General features: G+C 68.0%; 11 protein-coding genes and 1 pseudogene. 5 read left to right on the top strand and 7 right to left on the bottom strand.

Annotated elements, in window-relative coordinates:
- Positions 1 to 7: 7 nt before the first annotated feature.
- From ACIF80_RS28065 to ACIF80_RS28055, 3 genes are read left to right on the top strand one after another with little or no spacing between them, the layout of a single operon-like run.
- Positions 8 to 2,950 (top strand): helicase-related protein, encoded by a 2,943-nt coding sequence (locus ACIF80_RS28065; protein ID WP_399809799.1) that lies wholly within the window; start codon positions 8 to 10, stop codon positions 2,948 to 2,950.
- Positions 2,950 to 7,140 carry an Eco57I restriction-modification methylase domain-containing protein gene (locus ACIF80_RS28060; protein WP_399809797.1) on the top strand — a complete coding sequence of 1,397 codons (4,191 nt, stop codon included), beginning with the start codon at positions 2,950 to 2,952 and terminating at the stop codon, positions 7,138 to 7,140. Before ACIF80_RS28065 ends, ACIF80_RS28060 begins: the two co-directional genes overlap by 1 nt.
- The gene (locus tag ACIF80_RS28055) at positions 7,137 to 7,649 is read left to right on the top strand and encodes a hypothetical protein (RefSeq protein WP_399809796.1); all 513 of its coding nucleotides are present in this window, start codon (positions 7,137 to 7,139) and stop codon (positions 7,647 to 7,649) included. The genes ACIF80_RS28060 and ACIF80_RS28055 overlap by 4 nt, the downstream gene beginning before the upstream one ends.
- A gap of 216 nt (positions 7,650 to 7,865) precedes the next feature.
- Here ACIF80_RS28055 and ACIF80_RS28050 read toward each other — a convergent pair whose 3' ends face one another.
- Together ACIF80_RS28050 and ACIF80_RS28045 are read right to left on the bottom strand one after the other, a co-directional pair.
- Entirely contained in the window at positions 7,866 to 8,051 is a 186-nt protein-coding gene (locus ACIF80_RS28050) for a DUF397 domain-containing protein (protein WP_399809795.1), read from the bottom strand.
- Positions 8,048 to 8,908 carry a Scr1 family TA system antitoxin-like transcriptional regulator gene (locus tag ACIF80_RS28045; RefSeq protein WP_399809794.1) on the bottom strand — a complete coding sequence of 287 codons (861 nt, stop codon included), beginning with the start codon at positions 8,906 to 8,908 and terminating at the stop codon, positions 8,048 to 8,050. Before ACIF80_RS28045 ends, ACIF80_RS28050 begins: the two co-directional genes overlap by 4 nt.
- A 258-nt stretch (positions 8,909 to 9,166) precedes the next feature.
- Between ACIF80_RS28045 and ACIF80_RS28040 the strand changes: the two genes are divergently transcribed.
- Positions 9,167 to 10,279 (top strand): PASTA domain-containing protein, encoded by a 1,113-nt coding sequence (locus tag ACIF80_RS28040; RefSeq protein WP_399809793.1) that lies wholly within the window; start codon positions 9,167 to 9,169, stop codon positions 10,277 to 10,279.
- A 240-nt stretch (positions 10,280 to 10,519) separates the two neighbouring features.
- On the opposite strand, the gene ACIF80_RS28035 is transcribed toward ACIF80_RS28040, so the two are convergent.
- From ACIF80_RS28035 to ACIF80_RS28015, 5 genes and pseudogenes are all read right to left on the bottom strand, one after another.
- Positions 10,520 to 11,446 (bottom strand): phosphotransferase, encoded by a 927-nt coding sequence (locus tag ACIF80_RS28035; RefSeq protein ID WP_399809792.1) that lies wholly within the window; start codon positions 11,444 to 11,446, stop codon positions 10,520 to 10,522.
- 4 nt (positions 11,447 to 11,450) lie between these two features.
- Positions 11,451 to 14,105, bottom strand: coding sequence for an ATP/GTP-binding protein (locus ACIF80_RS28030; RefSeq protein ID WP_399809791.1), 2,655 nt, complete (start codon positions 14,103 to 14,105; stop codon positions 11,451 to 11,453).
- A gap of 151 nt (positions 14,106 to 14,256) precedes the next feature.
- Entirely contained in the window at positions 14,257 to 15,396 is a 1,140-nt protein-coding gene (tgmC, locus tag ACIF80_RS28025) for an ATP-grasp peptide maturase system methyltransferase (RefSeq protein ID WP_399809982.1), read from the bottom strand.
- Positions 15,393 to 15,788 (bottom strand): hypothetical protein, encoded by a 396-nt coding sequence (locus ACIF80_RS28020; protein WP_399809994.1) that lies wholly within the window; start codon positions 15,786 to 15,788, stop codon positions 15,393 to 15,395. The genes tgmC and ACIF80_RS28020 overlap by 4 nt, the downstream gene beginning before the upstream one ends.
- Positions 15,789 to 15,825: 37 nt before the next feature.
- Positions 15,826 to 16,179 (bottom strand): annotated as a pseudogene (locus tag ACIF80_RS28015) (IS5 family transposase); the annotation flags it as partial.
- A 19-nt stretch (positions 16,180 to 16,198) separates the two neighbouring features.
- On the opposite strand from ACIF80_RS28015, the gene ACIF80_RS28010 reads away from it, so the two are divergent.
- Positions 16,199 to 16,456 (top strand): hypothetical protein, encoded by a 258-nt coding sequence (locus tag ACIF80_RS28010; protein WP_399809789.1) that lies wholly within the window; start codon positions 16,199 to 16,201, stop codon positions 16,454 to 16,456.
- The last annotated feature ends 9 nt before the right edge of the window (positions 16,457 to 16,465 follow it).

Here is a 16,465-nt window from a genome sequence, read left to right as displayed (position 1 = left end):
GACTGACATGGCACTCACGTACTCCGCAGGCTCCCTGGTCACCGCACGCGGCCGGGAATGGGTCGTACTCCCCGAGAGCGAGCCCGACCTGCTGGTGCTGCGCCCGCTGGGCGGCTCGGACGACGACATCGCCGCCGTGTTCCCCGCCTTCGAGAAGGTCAGGGGCGCCGAGTTCGCGCCGCCGGTCCCCGGCGACCTGGGCGACCAGCGGGCCGCCGGCCTGCTGCGCACCGCGCTGCGCGTCGGCTTCCGCTCGGGCGCGGGACCGTTCCGCTCGCTGGCCGGGATCGCGGTGGAGCCGCGCGCGTACCAGCTCGTCCCGCTGCTGATGGCCCTGCGCCAGAAGACGGTCCGCATGCTGGTCTCCGACGACGTCGGCATCGGCAAGACGATCGAGGCGGGCCTGATCGCGAGCGAGCTGCTCGCACAGGGGGAGGCGACGGGTATGGCGGTGCTGTGCTCGCCCGCGCTGGCCGAGCAGTGGCAGCAGGAGCTGCGCACCAAGTTCGGCATCGACGCGGAACTCGTCCTCTCGTCGACCGTCTCGCGCCTCGAGCGGGGCCTGGACCTGGGACAGTCCCTGTTCGACAAGTACCCGCACGTGATCGTCTCGACGGACTTCATCAAGTCCACCCGCCACCGCGACGACTTCGTCCGCCACTGCCCCGACCTGGTGATCGTCGACGAGGCGCACACCTGCGTGGCCGCCGACGACGTGAAGACCGGCACCCAGAACCAGCTGCGCTACGAGCTGCTGCGCCGCGTCGCCAAGGACACGGAGCGCCACCTGCTCCTGGTGACGGCGACCCCGCACAGCGGCAAGGAGTCCGCGTTCCGCAACCTGCTGGGCCTGGTCAAGCCGGAGCTCGCCCACGTCGACCTGGACTCGCAGGCCGGCCGAAAGCTCCTCTCGCAGCACTTCGTGGCCCGCAAGCGGGCGGACGTACGCCAGTACCTCACCAAGGAGGACGGCCTGGCGGACGACTCGCTCGCCGAGCGCACGGCGTTCCCCTCGGACCGCTACTTCAAGGACGAGACGTACAAGCTGTCCCCCGAGTACCGGGCCCTGCTCGACGACGCGATCGCGTACGCGAGTGAGCGCGTGGAGGAGGCGGGCGACCAGGGCAAGCGGGAGGCCCGTATCGCCTGGTGGTCGGCGATCGCGCTGCTGCGCTCGCTGGTGTCGTCGCCGCGGGCGGCGGCGCAGACCCTGCGCACCAGGTCCGCGGCGGCGGTGGCCGCGTCGGCGGAGGAGGCGGACCGCCTGGGCGCCCCATTGACCAGCGACTCGGCGGACAGTGACGCGCTGGAAGGCATGGACGTGGCCCCGGGTGCGGAGACGGAGGAGAACGCGGGCTCGCGGCTCGCCGAACTCGCCGAACGGGCCGAGGCTTTGGAAGGCCCGGCACAGGACCTGAAGCTGAAGGCGCTCGTCAAGCACCTGAAAGCCCTGCTGGCGGACGGCCACAACCCCATCGTCTTCTGCCGCTACATCCCGACCGCCGATTACCTGGCCGAGCAGCTCGGCAACGACCCGGAGACGAAGAAGCGCGGCCCGCTCGGCGCGAAGACGGTCGTCAAGGCGGTCACCGGCACGCTCTCCCCGCAGCAGCGCCTCGACCGCATCGAGCAGCTGGCCGCGGAGGCCGGTGAGGACGCCGCCGCCCGCCGCGTCCTGATCGCGACGGACTGCCTGTCGGAGGGCGTGAACCTCCAGCACCACTTCGACGCCGTCCTCCACTACGACCTGGCCTGGAACCCGACCCGCCACGACCAGCGCGAGGGCCGTGTCGACCGGTACGGGCAGAAGCGCGACGAGGTCCGCGTCATCACGCTCTACGGCGAGGACAACGGCATCGACGGCAAGGTCCTGGAGGTGCTGATCAAGAAGCACCGCCAGATCAAGAAGGACCTCGGCATCTCGGTCTCCGTCCCGGACGAGATGTCGACGGGCGTGACGGACGCGATCGTGGAGTGGCTGCTGCTGCGGGGCCGGCAGGGCGAGCAGGAGGCCCTGTTCGACTCGGACTCCTTCCAGCAGAGCTTCGCGGACCTGGACAAGGACTGGAACTCGGCGGCCGACCGGGAGAAGGCGTCCCGGTCCCGGTTCGCGCAGCGCTCCATCCACCCGCAGGAGGTGGCCCGCGAGGTCGCTGCGGTGCGGGAGGCACTGGGCGGCGCGGGCGAGATCGACACCTTCGTACGGGAGTCGCTGAACGCGCTGGGCGCGGTCCTGCGGGGCGCGGACGGGTCGGACTTCACGGCCCAGGTCGGCGGCACGCCGATCGGCCTGCGGGACGCCCTGGCCCCGGTCGTCGGCGCGGAGACGGTCGAACGGGACCGCCCGATCCCGTTCCGCTCGACGTCGGCGGTCGCTCGGGGTGAGGCGGCTCTGGTGCGCACGGACCCGGTGGTGGGCGCGCTGGCCTCCCACGTCCTGAACGCCGCCCTGGACACCCAGGCGGACGGCGCCCGTCCGGCCCGCCGCTGCGGTGTCGTGACCACGGACGCGGTGACCACGCGAACAACGCTGCTGCTGGTCCGCTACCGCTTCCACCTGACCCTGCCCTCGCGTAACGGCGAGAAGCAGGTGGTCGCGGAGGACGCGCGCCTGCTGACTTTCGAGGGCGCCCCGAAGAACGCGGTGTGGCTCCCGCCGGAGCGTGCGGTGGAACTGCTGGAGGCGCGGGCCACGGAGAACACGGCTGCGGCGTCCGGCGAGCGCACGATGACCCGCATCCTGGATCAACTGGGTGAGGTGAAGACCCACTTGGAGTCGTACGGCGACGAACTGGCCGCCGGGCTGGACGCGTCCCACCGCCGGGTGCGGACCGCTTCCGGCGAGATCGTCCGAGGCCTGTCGGTCACGGCCCAGAAGCCCGCCGACGTCCTCGGCGCCTACGTCTACCTGCCCGCGACCGCCTCTGTCCCCGCTGGAGTGTCCGCCTGATGTCCGCCACCACCCGCAACCAGGTGTTCACCGCCGTCCACACCGTCGGCGGCCTGCTGCCGGCCGACATGCTGGTCCGTATCTCCGAGGGCAAGGACGTCCCCGGCTCCAAGCCCGCCGCCTACGGCCTGCCGTCATCGCGTTCGGTCAGGGACGAGGCGGAGCGCAGCTGGGAGTACCTAAAGCCGCTCTGGCGCGACCTGCGCAAGCACCTGCCCGAGGACGCGGAAACGGGCGTCCCGGCCACCGACCCGACCGGCCGCGCCGACACCGACTGGCTGGCGCCGCTCTGGCAGGAGCTGGGCTTCGGCCGGCTGACGGCGGTGGGCCCTGCGGGCATCGCGGCCGACTCGGACGCGGAGAAGAAGTTCCCGGTCTCCCACCGCTGGGGCCACGCCCTGATCCACCAGGCGACGTGGAACGCCGAGTTGGACAAGCGGCCGGGCGGCGCGGGCACGGTCCCGCCCCAGTCGATGCTCCAGGAATGCCTGAACCGGACGGAGGCCCACCTGTGGGGCGTGCTGACGAACGGGCGTCAGGTGCGACTGCTGCGGGACTCCAGCGCGCTGGCCACCGCGTCGTACGTCGAGTTCGACCTGGAGGCGATCTTCGACGGCGAGCTGTTCAGCGAGTTCGTCCTGCTGTACCGGCTGCTGCACGTGTCGCGGTTCGAGGTGACGGAGGGGGCGGCGCCGTCCACGTGCTGGCTGGAGGCGTGGCGGACGGCCGCGATCGAGACGGGCACCCGTGCCCTGGAGAACTACCGCGACGGCGTCCAGCAGGCCCTCGCCGCACTCGGCACCGGCTTCCTGCGCCATCCCGACAACACGGAACTGCGCGAGAACCTCGATTCGGCGGCACTCCAGTCGGCGCTGCTGCGGCTCGTCTACCGGCTGATCTTCCTGTTCGTGGCGGAGGACCGTCGGGCGCTGCCCTCTCCGAACGCCGACGAACAGGCCCGCGATCGCTACACCCGATACTTCTCCACGACCCGGCTGCGTGAGCGGTCCCTGCGTCGGCAGGGCACCGCGCACAGTGACCAGTACGAGGCCCTCCAGCTCGTGCTGACCGCCCTGGGCGACGAACAGGGGCACCCGGAACTGGGCCTGCCGGGTCTCGGCGGCCTGTTCAACGACACGGCGGCCGACGCACCGCTCGCGGGCGCCCGGCTCGCCAACCGGCACTTCCTGGAAGCGGTGCGGCACCTCGCCCGGGTCCGGGACGCCGACGCCGCGCGCTGGCGGGCCGTGGACTACCAGCACATGGGCGCCGAGGAACTCGGCTCGGTGTACGAGGCCCTGTTGGAGCTGGTACCGAAGTACAGCGCGTCCGACCGCACGTTCGCGTTGGTGGACCGGGCGGGCAACGACCGCAAGAAGACCGGGAGTTACTACACCCCCGCAGCGCTCACCGAGACACTTCTCGACTCGACGCTGGACCCGGTGATCGACGCCGCCGTGAAGCGCGGCGAGCAGCGGGCTTCCGCTGAGGGCCGCCCCGATCCCGCCGACACCATCGTCGAGGAGCTGCTGTCCCTCACGGTGTGCGACCCGGCCTGCGGTTCGGGCCACTTCCTGGTGGGCGCCGCCCGCCGCATCGCCAAGCGGGTCGCCTCCGTGCGCGAGCGCAACCCGGAGCCCACGGCCGAGACGGTGCAGCACGCCCTGCACGAGGTCGTGGCGCGGTGTGTCTACGGCGTGGACCTCAACCCCATGGCGGTGGAGCTGGCCAAGGTCTCCCTGTGGCTGGAGGCCATGGAGCCGGGCCGTCCTCTGGGCTTCCTCGACGCCCACATCCGCCACGGCAACGGTCTGATCGGCGCGACTCCCGCGCTGATGCGGGACGGAATTCCCGACACGGCCTTCAAGAAGGCCGAGGGCGACGACGAGGCTTGGGCGAAGATGTTGCGCGCCCGCAACGAGCAGGAGCGCGCGGGGCAGGGCGGCCTCTTCGACGTCGAGTCGGAGACCCGGGTCGCCAACACGGCCTTCGCGTCCGGGCTGCGCCGCATCACATCCGCGCCCGCCCACACCCTGGCCGATGTACGCCGCAAGGAGGCCGCGTTCGAGGCGTGGGCGGCCTCCGGTGAGTATCTGCATGCGCTCCACCTGGCCGACGCGTGGTGCGCCGCGTTCGTCTGGGTCAAGCGGGAGGACGCGCCGCCGGCCATCACCCACAAGGTCTTCCGGGGCCTTGAGGATCCCGAGGCCGACGCGGCTCCGCAGTCGACACACGACGAGATCGCCCGTCTGCGCGACCAGTACACCTTCTTCCACTGGCACCTGGAGTTCCCGGAGATCTTCACTGTCCCGGACGAGAGCTCGGCGGAGGCGGCGAAGGTCGACACCGCGACGGGCTGGGCCGGCGGGTTCTCATGCGTCGTGGGCAACCCGCCGTGGGACCGGTCAGAGTTCGAGGACAAAAAGTACTTCAGTGTCGTAGAGCCCTCCATCGCAGAATTGGCTGGGTCCGCACTCCGTAAGGGGATCACTACGTGGCTCGAAGAAAACCCTGAAGGCGCAACTCGGTACTGGGAGGTACGTCGCAAGCTGAAGTGCACCTTCATGTTCGCCGCAAACTCAGGTGTATTTCCACTTTGCGCCAAAGGACTCACGGCCGGAGGCGTCACAAAACTGCAGACAGATCAACTGTTCACTGAATTGTTCGCAGCCACATGTAGCCCGGAGGGACGTTTCGGGTCCATCATCCCGACAGCCATCGCAACAAACGCAGGCGGCCAGTTCCTTTTCGGCGACTTCACCCAGAGGGGGGTTTTGTCATCCCTCTACGATTTCGAAAACCGACGCCCAAAGAGTTCTGCACTACCAAAGGGTGGCCGGTGGTTCGAAAGTGTGGACTCCCGCTACAAGTTCTGCTTGCTCTCCCTCACAGGCCGGGCTGCACGGGAACCCGCCGCACGCTTCGGTTTCTTCCTCTCCGAGGTCACGGATCTTGACGACACGAACCGCGTTTTCGCACTCACTCCAGAAGACCTCGCACTGATCAATCCGAACACCGGAACGCTGCCGATCTTCCGAAATCGTAAGGACGCTGATCTCACCTCCGAGATTTACCGCCGTCTCCCCGTGCTGCAAAACGAGAGTTCACCCGGTGGCGACCCTTGGCACATCACCTTCAAGTACCTCTTCCGCAGCACCAATGATGGCGACGTATTCCGCTCACGGACCGAGCTGGAGCAAAGGGGATGGGAACTCTCCGGTAACGTGTTCACACGGGGAGCCGACCGCATGGTCCCTCTCTACGAGGCGAAAATGGTGGACTTCTTCAACCACCGAGCCGCCGACGTCGTCAAGAGCGAAACAGCCGTCAGTCGCCAAAATCAGCCTCAGTACCTGACAGGCGAAGAATTGGGCTCTGCGGATCGGTCACCTCAGCCACTTTCCTGGGTGCAGGATTCAGGACTCATCAGCACCACACGCAATGGAAAAGCGGTCAAAGTACCGGGAGTACGGTTGAGGCTGGAAGAAGCAGGCTGGGACCGTGCCTGGTTGTGTGGCTGGTGCGACGTAACTGCGTCGACGAACGAACGCACTTCCATCCCGGCCTTCCTTCCGCGAATGGCTGCACTTCACACGTATCCCCTCATGTTCCCGGGGGTGGCGCCGGGTCTGGTCGCCGGGCTCATCGCCACCCAGTCCTCGCTGGTCTTCGACTTTGTCAGCCGCCAGAAGATCAGCGATGCCCATATGAAGCTGTTTGTCTGGAAGCAACTGCCCGTCCCCACCCCCACATCCCTCGAACCTCACATCCCCTATCTCCTCCCTCGCGTCCTGGAACTCGTCTACACGGCATACGACATGAGCCCTCTCGCTCGCGATCTGGGTGACGAGGGCGAGCCGTTCTGTTGGGACGAGCCCCGTCGGACGCAGCTGCGCGCGGAGCTGGATGCCTACTTCTTCCACCTGTACGGCATCTCGGCCAAGGACACGGACTACATCCTGGAGACGTTCCAGTCGGAGTCGGGCGGGCTCAAGAACAACGAGATCGCCAAGTACGGCGAGTACCGCACCAAACGCCTGGTCCTCGCCGAATACGACCGCATGGCACGGGTCGGCCTCACCCTTGAAAACCCCCTCGTCGACGGCGAGACCTACACATCCACCCTCACCCCGCCCCCGGGCCACGGCCCCCGCCACCCGGCGAAGACCTCGGACGGAACCACAGCATGAAGTACAAAGACGAAGACCAGATCAAGCAGGCGCTTGGAATCGAATCCTGGAGAAATCTCTCCAAGGACAAGATGGTCAAATTCGTGGCCATGATGCCGGACATGGATACTGAGGTTGCGCTAAAAATCGTTGAACAGTTTCCTGAGTTCAAGGATTTTGCCCTGAATGTTATGGATGTGATCAAGAAATCACATGAATCCACCCTCTCGGCCAACAAGCAGAGCCAAGAGTACGTCCACTTGGCCTTTCAGGACCTCAGGGAGACCCTCAAGAGGGAGCTCGACAGGGGTGAGTTGACCTGGGAGCAGCGGAGGGAAATCCTCGAAAAAATGCAGCAGGCCGTGAGGGAAGAATCTCAGAAGGACAGCGAAAACAAACGTTTCCTGGACGAGGCACTCAAGAAAGTTGTGGTGGTCGGCGGTGCCGCAATCGCCCTGGGTGTGGCTTTTGTTGGTGGTCGAATAATGGCCCAAAGCCAGGACGATTCCGAAGACGAGTTGGAAAATTGACCTCAAGGATGGAGCGGCCTCAACGCAGTCGCTTCCCCAAGGTACCGCTTAGCTCGACATGAACCAGGCGAGTCCCGTCGGCACTCATGATGCTCCTCTCAGTCGAGATGAAGGGGAGCCCGCTCGGGTCTCCGACCGAGGCAGGCGCCCCCAACGTCCACTGAAGCGGTGTCCCGGCGGTGAGCGTGACCACGCCACCGCCGGGAGGAACGCGACTCAGGCCCCGGCCGCGAACCCAACGAACCACGACCACTCCTCACGGCCGACGGCGAAGTGAGGTCGTTTCACGTCCTTGGAGTCCCGTACGTGGATGGCCTGTTCGGTAATGGCGACCTCGATGCAGCTGTCACCTTGTGCACTGCTGTAGCTGGACTTGTACCAGTCGAGTTCAGGCGTGCTCATAGCGCTCCTCGCATCCGCTCCAGCAGGCCCCTGGAGTCCTTCGGGGTAAGGGCCTGCGAGCGCAGTCTCGCATAGCGCATGTGGAGCTTGCTGACCTGTTTCAGGTCAGCGATCAGGCGGCCGTTCTCCTGTCCTTCCGCGTAGGCGCGCCAGCTGGCGTCCGGGGTCTCCAACAGTTGGATCGGTCCAGCCATGCATGCGTGATACTCGCTGTCCGCCGGCATGACCTGAAGCGTGACGTTCCTGGGCGCAACGAGCTCCAGCACGTAGTCGATCAGCTCACGCGTCACCTCGGCACCGCCGAGACGTCGCATGAACAAGGACTCTTCCACGATGAAGTCGAACGTCGTGTTGGGCCGCTCCTTGAGCAGACGTTGGCGCTCCAAGCGCGCCTGCACCGTAGCCTCCAAGTCATCGTCGGCCATGGGCGGGATGTCGTTTTCGCAAAGAGCCCGCATGTAGCCCTCCGACTGCAGCAGCCCGGGAACCAGCCGACACTCATACGTGCACAGGCTCACCGCCGTACGCTCCAGCCTGGCCCACCGCCGAAACCAAGCCGCCAGCCCCGCCTCCCCCCGCGTCAGAAACCTCGCCGAGTGCCGCAGCGCCCCCGTGTTCCCCAGCGCCTCCTCCGCCCGCTCGACGAACGACGCGTCCGGCATGCGCCGCCCCAACTCCACCGATTCCACCGTGTGCTTGGAGAACCGCACCAGCTCCCCGAACTGCGCCCGACTCAGCCCCGCGTGCTCGCGCAGCGCCTGGACGACGGCCCCGAACGTCCGCAGACTGTCCGACGGATCCGGCTCCCGCTCGCACTCCCCGCCCGGCACCGCCGGTTCGACATGGTCGGTCGTCATTCGAGGCCCACCTCCAGGTACTCGCACACCAGGTCCCTCTGTGGAAACGCCCGGGACGAATCAAAGGACACTCGTACAACCCACCCGCCACGCCCGTACGCTGACGCACCGTACGGGCCACACCAACGGGCCGCGCGCACCGGCAACGCGTCGAATCGTTGGCGTAACGGTGGCGAAGCGACTGCTGTTGAACATGGCGCGCGCACGGAATGAGATCCGGGCTCGCCTCCATCCGCACCAGAGAACAAGAGCGCCTCCGTGAACCCGTACAACACCACCCCGCTCGCACCCCCGTCCCGGCCCTGGTGGAAGACCACTCCCGCCCTGCTCGGCCTCCTGGCCCTGGTAGCCCTGATCGGGGCACTGAGCTTCGGGCTCGGCCTTCTCGTGATGATCGCCGCCATGGTGGCGGTATGGGTCCTGCCCGCATGGCGCTGGTACGCCCGGCTCGGGGCCACGGTCGGCGCGTTCTTCCTGCTGCTGATCAGCGCAAGCGTGAGCGGGCAGCTCGACGACAACGGGGCCGACAAGTCCGAGGCCAGGGCGCAGGACGCGAAGCCCGCGGACGTCGCGAACTCCGAAGGCACGCCGTCCCCGGATGTGTCCAAGACCCCTGAGTTCGCCGACTACACGGGCAAGCCACTGGACGAGGCCGAGAAGCGGGCACGTTCGGCAGGCCTCGCCCCCGACCATCATGACGCCGCCGATGAGGACCGGGTGATCATCATGCGGTCCGGCTGGACGGTGTGCTTCCAGAAGGCCGGCACCGTGGCGAGGAGCATCGAGTTCGCCGCCGTCAAGACCGGCGAGCCCTGCCCCGCCAAGGACGGTGGCCCACTCCCGTGGCCGACGATGCCGGACCTCGTAGGCGACACCTACAACACGGCCGTCAAGGAGCTGGACCAGGCGGGCATCGACCTCGACCGCGTCACGCTCGACGACGTCTACCTCGACATCGACGCTCCCACGGCCGAGGAGGCCGCCGAGGAAGGCGACGAGTGGCGGGTGTGCTTCCAGGCCCCTGACGAGGACGCCAAGGTCACCTCCTCGACCACGGTCCGCCTCGACCTCGGCAAGTGGACCGACGTCAATCTCGTACGGGACTGTCCGTCTGTGAAGGACACGACGTACAAGATTCCCGCCAACGACCCTGAGTACAACGACAGTGACGACAACAGCACCACCGGGGGCGGCGACTCGGCCGACGACAACTCCTCGTCATCCGGCGGCTCCACCGGCGGTAGCGGCGGCGTCGGCGTCGTCCACCCCGGCTCGTACTGCTCCCCGCCCGGAGCCACCGGCGTCACCAAGAAGGGCACCCCGATGGTCTGCGGCCCCGGCTCGGACGGCCGCGACCGCTGGCACTCCTGACCCGTACACCCACGAGCGGCGCCCGGACGGCCCGAATACAGGCACACCGTGAGGGAGGGTGAAGCCCGGCCGGGCTTCACCCTCCCCACAGCCTCAAGGCCTGGCACATCGCCCAGACCGATGCCGCAGACCCGCACAGACCCTGTTGAGGGAGCTGAAGCTGCCCGGGGTCAGCTCGTCCCATTCCAGTGAACACCGGAGTCAAAGCCACTCCACCGGTTACAGCGATCGCCAAGGGTCTTACACGCGACGGGCAACCGACTCCGTAAACCGGACCATCGCCCGGTGGTACGTCGCCTTCCCCGGGTTCGGGAACCGGACATTGTGGCGGTGGTAGCGGTGGAAGGCGATGATCAGCGCCGCGTGCTCGATCTCGAGGGGGAGGATCGCGCGGTCCACTGCGGTGAGGGGGCGGCTCTTCTCGTAGCCGCCGAGGAGAGCGTGGAGACGGTCGGTGGCGAGAAGGCCTGCTTCGTCCTGGGCAAGGCCGACAGCTGCCATGCCCAGGTCGAGCAGGGGGTCGTCGAGAGAGATCGTCTCCCAGTCCAGGACGGAGAGTCCGCCGTCGTCACGGACGATGACGTTGTCGTCGAAGAGGTCTCCGTGAATCAGGCAGGGCGCGCGGAGGTTGCCGGCCTCGGCGTCGCGGACGCGGTCGAGCCGGGACGTCAGCCACTGGGCGAACTCCTGGTCGGCGAAACCGGGAATCGCAGCCAGGTGCTCCGAGGAGAGGCGACGAGCGCTGAGCGGGACGTCGTCCAGCCCTTCGGCGTCCGGGGCAAGGGCGTGCAGACGGGCGAGGAGGTCACCCGCCTCGGCGAGGAGAGCGAGCGGCAGTGGTTGCTGAACGGCGCCGGCGATCCACTTCTTCAGAACGAGGAGGCGGTCGCCGATCGGGGCGATGAGTGAGCCGTCCGTGGTGGGGACGACCTCGCTGGTCGGCAGGCCGAGCCGGTGGAGGGCCTGGGTATGACGGGCGAGGGTGGTCGCGGTTTCCTCGTCGTGGTTGTCGAGCGAGGTCAGCACATACTCACCCTCCTCGGAGGCGAGCCTGAAACTGGAGTTCGCGGCGCCACCGGAGAGCGGGGTGATGGACGCGCCCGTCAGTCCGTACCTGCCGGCAACGGCGGTGAGGTCGATCTGGTCGGCCGTGGTGTAGTGAGCCACAGGTTCAAGCTCCTTGACGTGCTGCTGCTGACTCTCGTCGGCGGTCCTCGACGAGGCCGACCCAGCGTGCCCGTACCTGAGCGGTGGCGTCCAGCCATTCGGCGCGGGGGAGACCAGCGGGCGGTTCCTCGTCGGCCATCAGGTAGGTGAGTTCTGCGAGGTACGCGAACTCGACCCCGTTGACGCAGTCCTCCGTCAGGCGCTCCCGTGCCCGGGCGAGCGCGTCCGGGGCGCCGGCGACGAGGGCGTGCAGGCACTCGGCGAAGCGGACGTAGGCGACGGACGACGTCATTCCGGCCTCCACGGCCTCCACCGCCACGGCCTCGGCACGCGCCGGCAGATCGCGCGCGATGCCCGCGTCCCTCACCAGTCCTGCGATGCGGGTCTGCGCCTCGGCCCACCGGATCGAGACACCTGCGAGGAGTTCCTCGGCCCGGGCGATCTGCTCGGCCGCCCGGGGGCGGTCCTGGAAGGCCGCGGCGAAGGCGAGACATGCCTGCGACAGGGCGGCTTCGCCGACCTGCCCGGCGGCCAGGGCCTGGTCACGGCCGGCAGCGTAGGCGGAGCATGCCAAGGCGATGGATCCCTGCGGCCACCACAGGTCGCCGAGGACACGGTCCTGGCGGCCCTCAGTTCCCAGGTGAAGTGCCGCTTCCCTGGCCTGTGGGAAGTCGCCGATCCGGCGGGCAAGGTGGATCAGCCCCCGGCGGGCGGTCGCGGCGAGGCGGCCTCCCAGGTCGGCGACGCGCTGCATACCGTTCAGGGACTCCTGGAAGTTGCCCAGATCCCGGTCGCACTCGGCCAGGAAGTAGCGCGGCAGTTCCTCCAGACTCGGCGGCAGGACGTCGGCCCGCAGCACGTCGCGGAGCTGCTGCGCAGTGCTGCTGCGGTGTCGGCGCTGCCGCTGGGCGATGGCGGAGAGAGCCGTGGCGAGTGCCTGCGCCGGAGTGGGAGTGGCACCGCCCAGCACGCCGGCGGGCGGTTCGAGGGGTTCCCAGACGAAGTCGTCGACGTACTGGAAGGCGGCGTCCTCGAGCCAGCCGAGCGGAAGACCGAACTGGTGCGACAGGGACAGGCCTTGGCGGAGAGCCGAGACAAGGCGCGCGCGGTGGGATTTGTCCTCATGGCCGAGGGCGTCGAACGCGCGTTGCGCTGCGCGCTGCCAGTCAGCACTGGTCCACCGGTCGTCGCTGGTCGAGTCCGCCTCCCGCACCGCCTCCCGGACCAGGGCGTGCAGGCGGTAGGGCCACGGAGCGCCGGGATCGTGGTCGATGAACGGCCGGTCCACCAGGTTCTGGGCCGGAGCGTCGTGGTCGAAGCCCGCGGCGGCCGAGGCAAGCGGTACGGAGAAGGTCTCCAGGAGACTGACGGACCGCACGACGCGTCGCGCCTCCGGGGGCAGGTCGCGGAAAGTCCGGGCGACCAGAGCGGGAAAGTCGAAGTTGAAGTCGTGCACGGAGGGAGCGTTCCCCGAGCGACGGTACAGATCAAGGAACCGCATCGCCGCCAGGTCGAGGTAGAGCGGCAGTCCGTGCGAGTTCGCCGTGACGAGACGGCGGGTCGCGTCGTCCATCATCGGTCGGCCGTCACGTGTCAGACGCTGCGACAGGTACGTCTCGCAGTCACCGGCGGACAGGTATCCGACCGTGTGCTGCCGGGGCTCCCGCGTCGCGCCCCCGACGAGCTGGGGCCAGCACTGCGGGCCTGCCCAGTCGAGCTGGCCCTCGAGCTTCGGGTCGTCCCACTGCAGGCGGTTGCGGCCCGTGATGACGAACAGGACGTTCGGCATCAGCCACACCACCCGCTGGACAAGGCGCTCCAGGTCGCGGTGCACCCGGTCCCCCACGTCCTCGAAGGTGTCGAGCAGCACCACCAGGGTCGCCCGGTGCTTCGCGGGAAGGCTCGCGAGGTCCCAGGCGAGGAGATGCGGGTAATAGCTGAGCGCATCCTGATCGGGAGCGGCCTCCAAGAGGTCGGCGAAGCGGTTGCACTCCGCAAGCGCCCTGATCCGGTGATGCCTTTCCCTCAACGCACGGACGACGGTCCGTAACCCCTGGCCGACCACCTGGCCCACCGTGCCCGGAAGAGCCACCGCCTGCGCCACGTCCGCCAACGCCGACTGCATCTGCCCGGACAGGTTCCGAGCACCGGGAAGGGAACTCAACCGGGTACGGCGACGGACGTAGTCGTCGAGCGGTTCACCGGCGTGGTTGTGCTCCCAGTACCGCTGCAGGGTCAGGTCGAACGTCGGCATCGGCTGCCCGATCTCCGCCGCGGCCAGCCGGACGGCGAGGATCAGCGACTCGAAATCCATGCCGGAATCGCGCGACAGATCAACACGCACTGGTACGACGGGGCCGATCCTCTCGTCCAGCGGCGGCCAGTGGCCCTCGACGGGAAGTCCTCCCGTCAGATGTCTGGCCACGCACCGGGACAACGTCGACTTGCCGATGCCGCCGACACCGTAGAACGTGAGCACATTACGGCGGGACGCCTCAAGGTCTTGGACGTCGAAGCCGTCGGAACGGACGGCATGGACGTGATGGGAGAGACTGCGCGCCACCGAGTCCCACTCATCACGCCTGTCCGCGAAATAGTCGATCGCCTTGACTTCGCGATCGTTCGAGCGGAACAGCGCCCTCAGATCCGAGCTACTCACCAGCGCCCCTCCGCGTCGACGACGATGACAGAAGAGCAGCATGCCTGACTTACCGTCAAGTCCCGGTGACTCCGGGCAACCACTTCCGGACTGTCCACCTCGGCCTGGACCGCTGGTCCGACGCCGACACGGTGGTCAATCGGGCACGCACTCAGGTCGGCAGCCGCCAGCAAGGCCCGTCCGGATCTCCCAGCCAGACGACCTGATCCCACTCGGTGACGGTCATGCCGAACGCGCTCTGGTCGGGCGAGCCCGCCTTCTGCCAGGTGTCGAGCGCTTCCTCGACCTGGTCCCACAGGCGCAGGGGGCCGTCCTGGTGAACCCTCCAGCCGCTGCCGTCGCCGTCGGGCTCGGTCCATGCCTGCGAGCCGGTCGCCACGTCGACCAGGGCGACGCCGTCCGCAGTACGCACCAACTCGGCGGACGGGGCGCCGAGCTGCGCGACGAACAGTCCGGTCCAGTCGTCCAGCAGGTCCGGGCCGACCCGCGCTTCACGCGTGCGGCCCGGGTGTGCGTAGAACGTGGGGCGAGGCGGCCGCTCGTGCGGACGGGCGAGCATGTACGACACCGGGTCGGCCGTGAAACGGCCGCGCGCGACTCCTTCCTCGTCGAGGACGAGCCGGATCAGGCCGGAGCCGAGCATCCAGCCGCTGATCGTCGTGACGATGCCGCCTCCCGCGCGGAGCTGCCACAGCCACGACGGTGGGACCGTGCGCACCGCGCACGTCGCGATCACCGTGTCGTAGTCCGCACCGTCCTGGTGGCCGAGCAGGCCGTCACCCACGGCGAGATGCGGGGAGCGGCCGGCGGCCTGGAGATGCTGTGCGGCGGCGGCTGCCAGTTCCTCGTCGTACTCGACGGAGTACACGCACTCGTCCCCGATCCGGTGGCAGAGGATCGCGGTGGAATAACCGGTGCCCGTACCGATTTCCAGCACCTTGTCGTCGTCCCGGACCTCGGCGAGTTCGAGCATCCGCACGACGAGTGACGGCAGCGTGCTGGAGGAGGTCGGCCGTCCGGCCAGCGGTCCCGGGGCGTCCCGGGCGCCGGTGCCGTCGACCTGTGTCACCCAGGTGGTGTTCGAGTGGACCATCCGGAACCACTCGTCGTCGCCGAGTTGCTCGCGGCGTACGGGTTCCCATTGAGTGCCGTCGGAACGGAAGACGGCGTCGCCCAGGAACAGTTCTCGGGGCACGGCTTCGACGGCCGCGCGCCATGCCGGGTCGGTGAGCAGGCCCTGTTCGGAGAGTTCGCCGGCGAGGCCTTGGCGGAGGGATGTGGTGCTGGTCATCGGCGGTCCCGGTCGGGGTGCTGGAGTCGGTCGGCGAGGGCTGCGGTGATCCGGTCGGCGAGGGGGTCGGGGAACCATGCGAACTGTCCGTTCGGATTGCACTCGTACCAGTGCCACCGTCCGGCGGCGTCGAGCCCGAAGTCGAAGGCTCCGTAGACCAGGCCGAATGCGGCGAGGTAGTCGTGCACGGCCTTCGCCACGTCGGGCGGTGTGTCGATGAGGCTGTAGTCGAGGTCGTCGTAGTGCCGACGCCAGTCCAGTCCCGGAGAGCCGTCGATCCGCACGGCGAACAGCCGGTTCCCCACTGCGGTGAGCCGGATGTCCGCGACCTTGTCCACACGGCTCTGGAACAGGTGCATCGTGTGGCCGACACCGGCGTCGAGATCGACCATGTCGACTTCTTCGACCCACACCGTCAGGCCTTGGCCGTCCCGGCCGGTGTAGTCGCTGTTGTACAGCGGCTTGCGCGTGCTGGTGGGCGCGCACGATGGTGGAGTCCACCGAGACAGCCCAGTTGAGGTTGTCGTCGGCGTCGGCCTGTGCGACCAGCGCGGTGAACACCCGCTCCCAGGTGCCGTCGATGGTCCACATCCGCAGCCGGTTGTAGACGCCTCGCCAGTCGCTGTACTTCTCGGGGAGGTGGATCCACTGCGATCCCGTCTGGAACTTCCAGGCGATCGCGTCGATCACTTCTCGGTGATCCCGCCACCGGCCACCCCGCCGCGGTGTCCGATCTGGGAGTAACGGCTCGATTCGCGCCCACTGCGCGTCAGTCAACGGCACACACGAACAATGACTGGCGGTGCTGGTTGAAACGGCGCCGCTGTCAGGCGGTCGGCCCAGTGCAGAGCCGCCGCGCGTCCCGCACGAGCGTGTACGTAGCGCCGAGGAAGATCACGGATCCAGCTACGAGCCAGAGAACCGAGGCCCCAGAGCGGTACTCACGAACGGCAAGAACGAGCAGCATCACGCTGACAAGGACGCCGAAGGCCGAGATCAGAGCGCTGATGCGGTTAGCCACATGGACATCATCAACGACAACCTCGGCCAGTGGAAGTGATCCAAGCGA

Origin of the sequence: Streptomyces sp. NPDC085927 (assembly GCF_044540975.1) — a bacterium.
Lineage (GTDB): Bacteria > Actinomycetota > Actinomycetes > Streptomycetales > Streptomycetaceae > Streptomyces > Streptomyces hirsutus.
The sequence above is the reverse complement of the archived record's forward strand: the minus strand, read 5'-3'. Positions and strand labels throughout refer to the sequence as shown.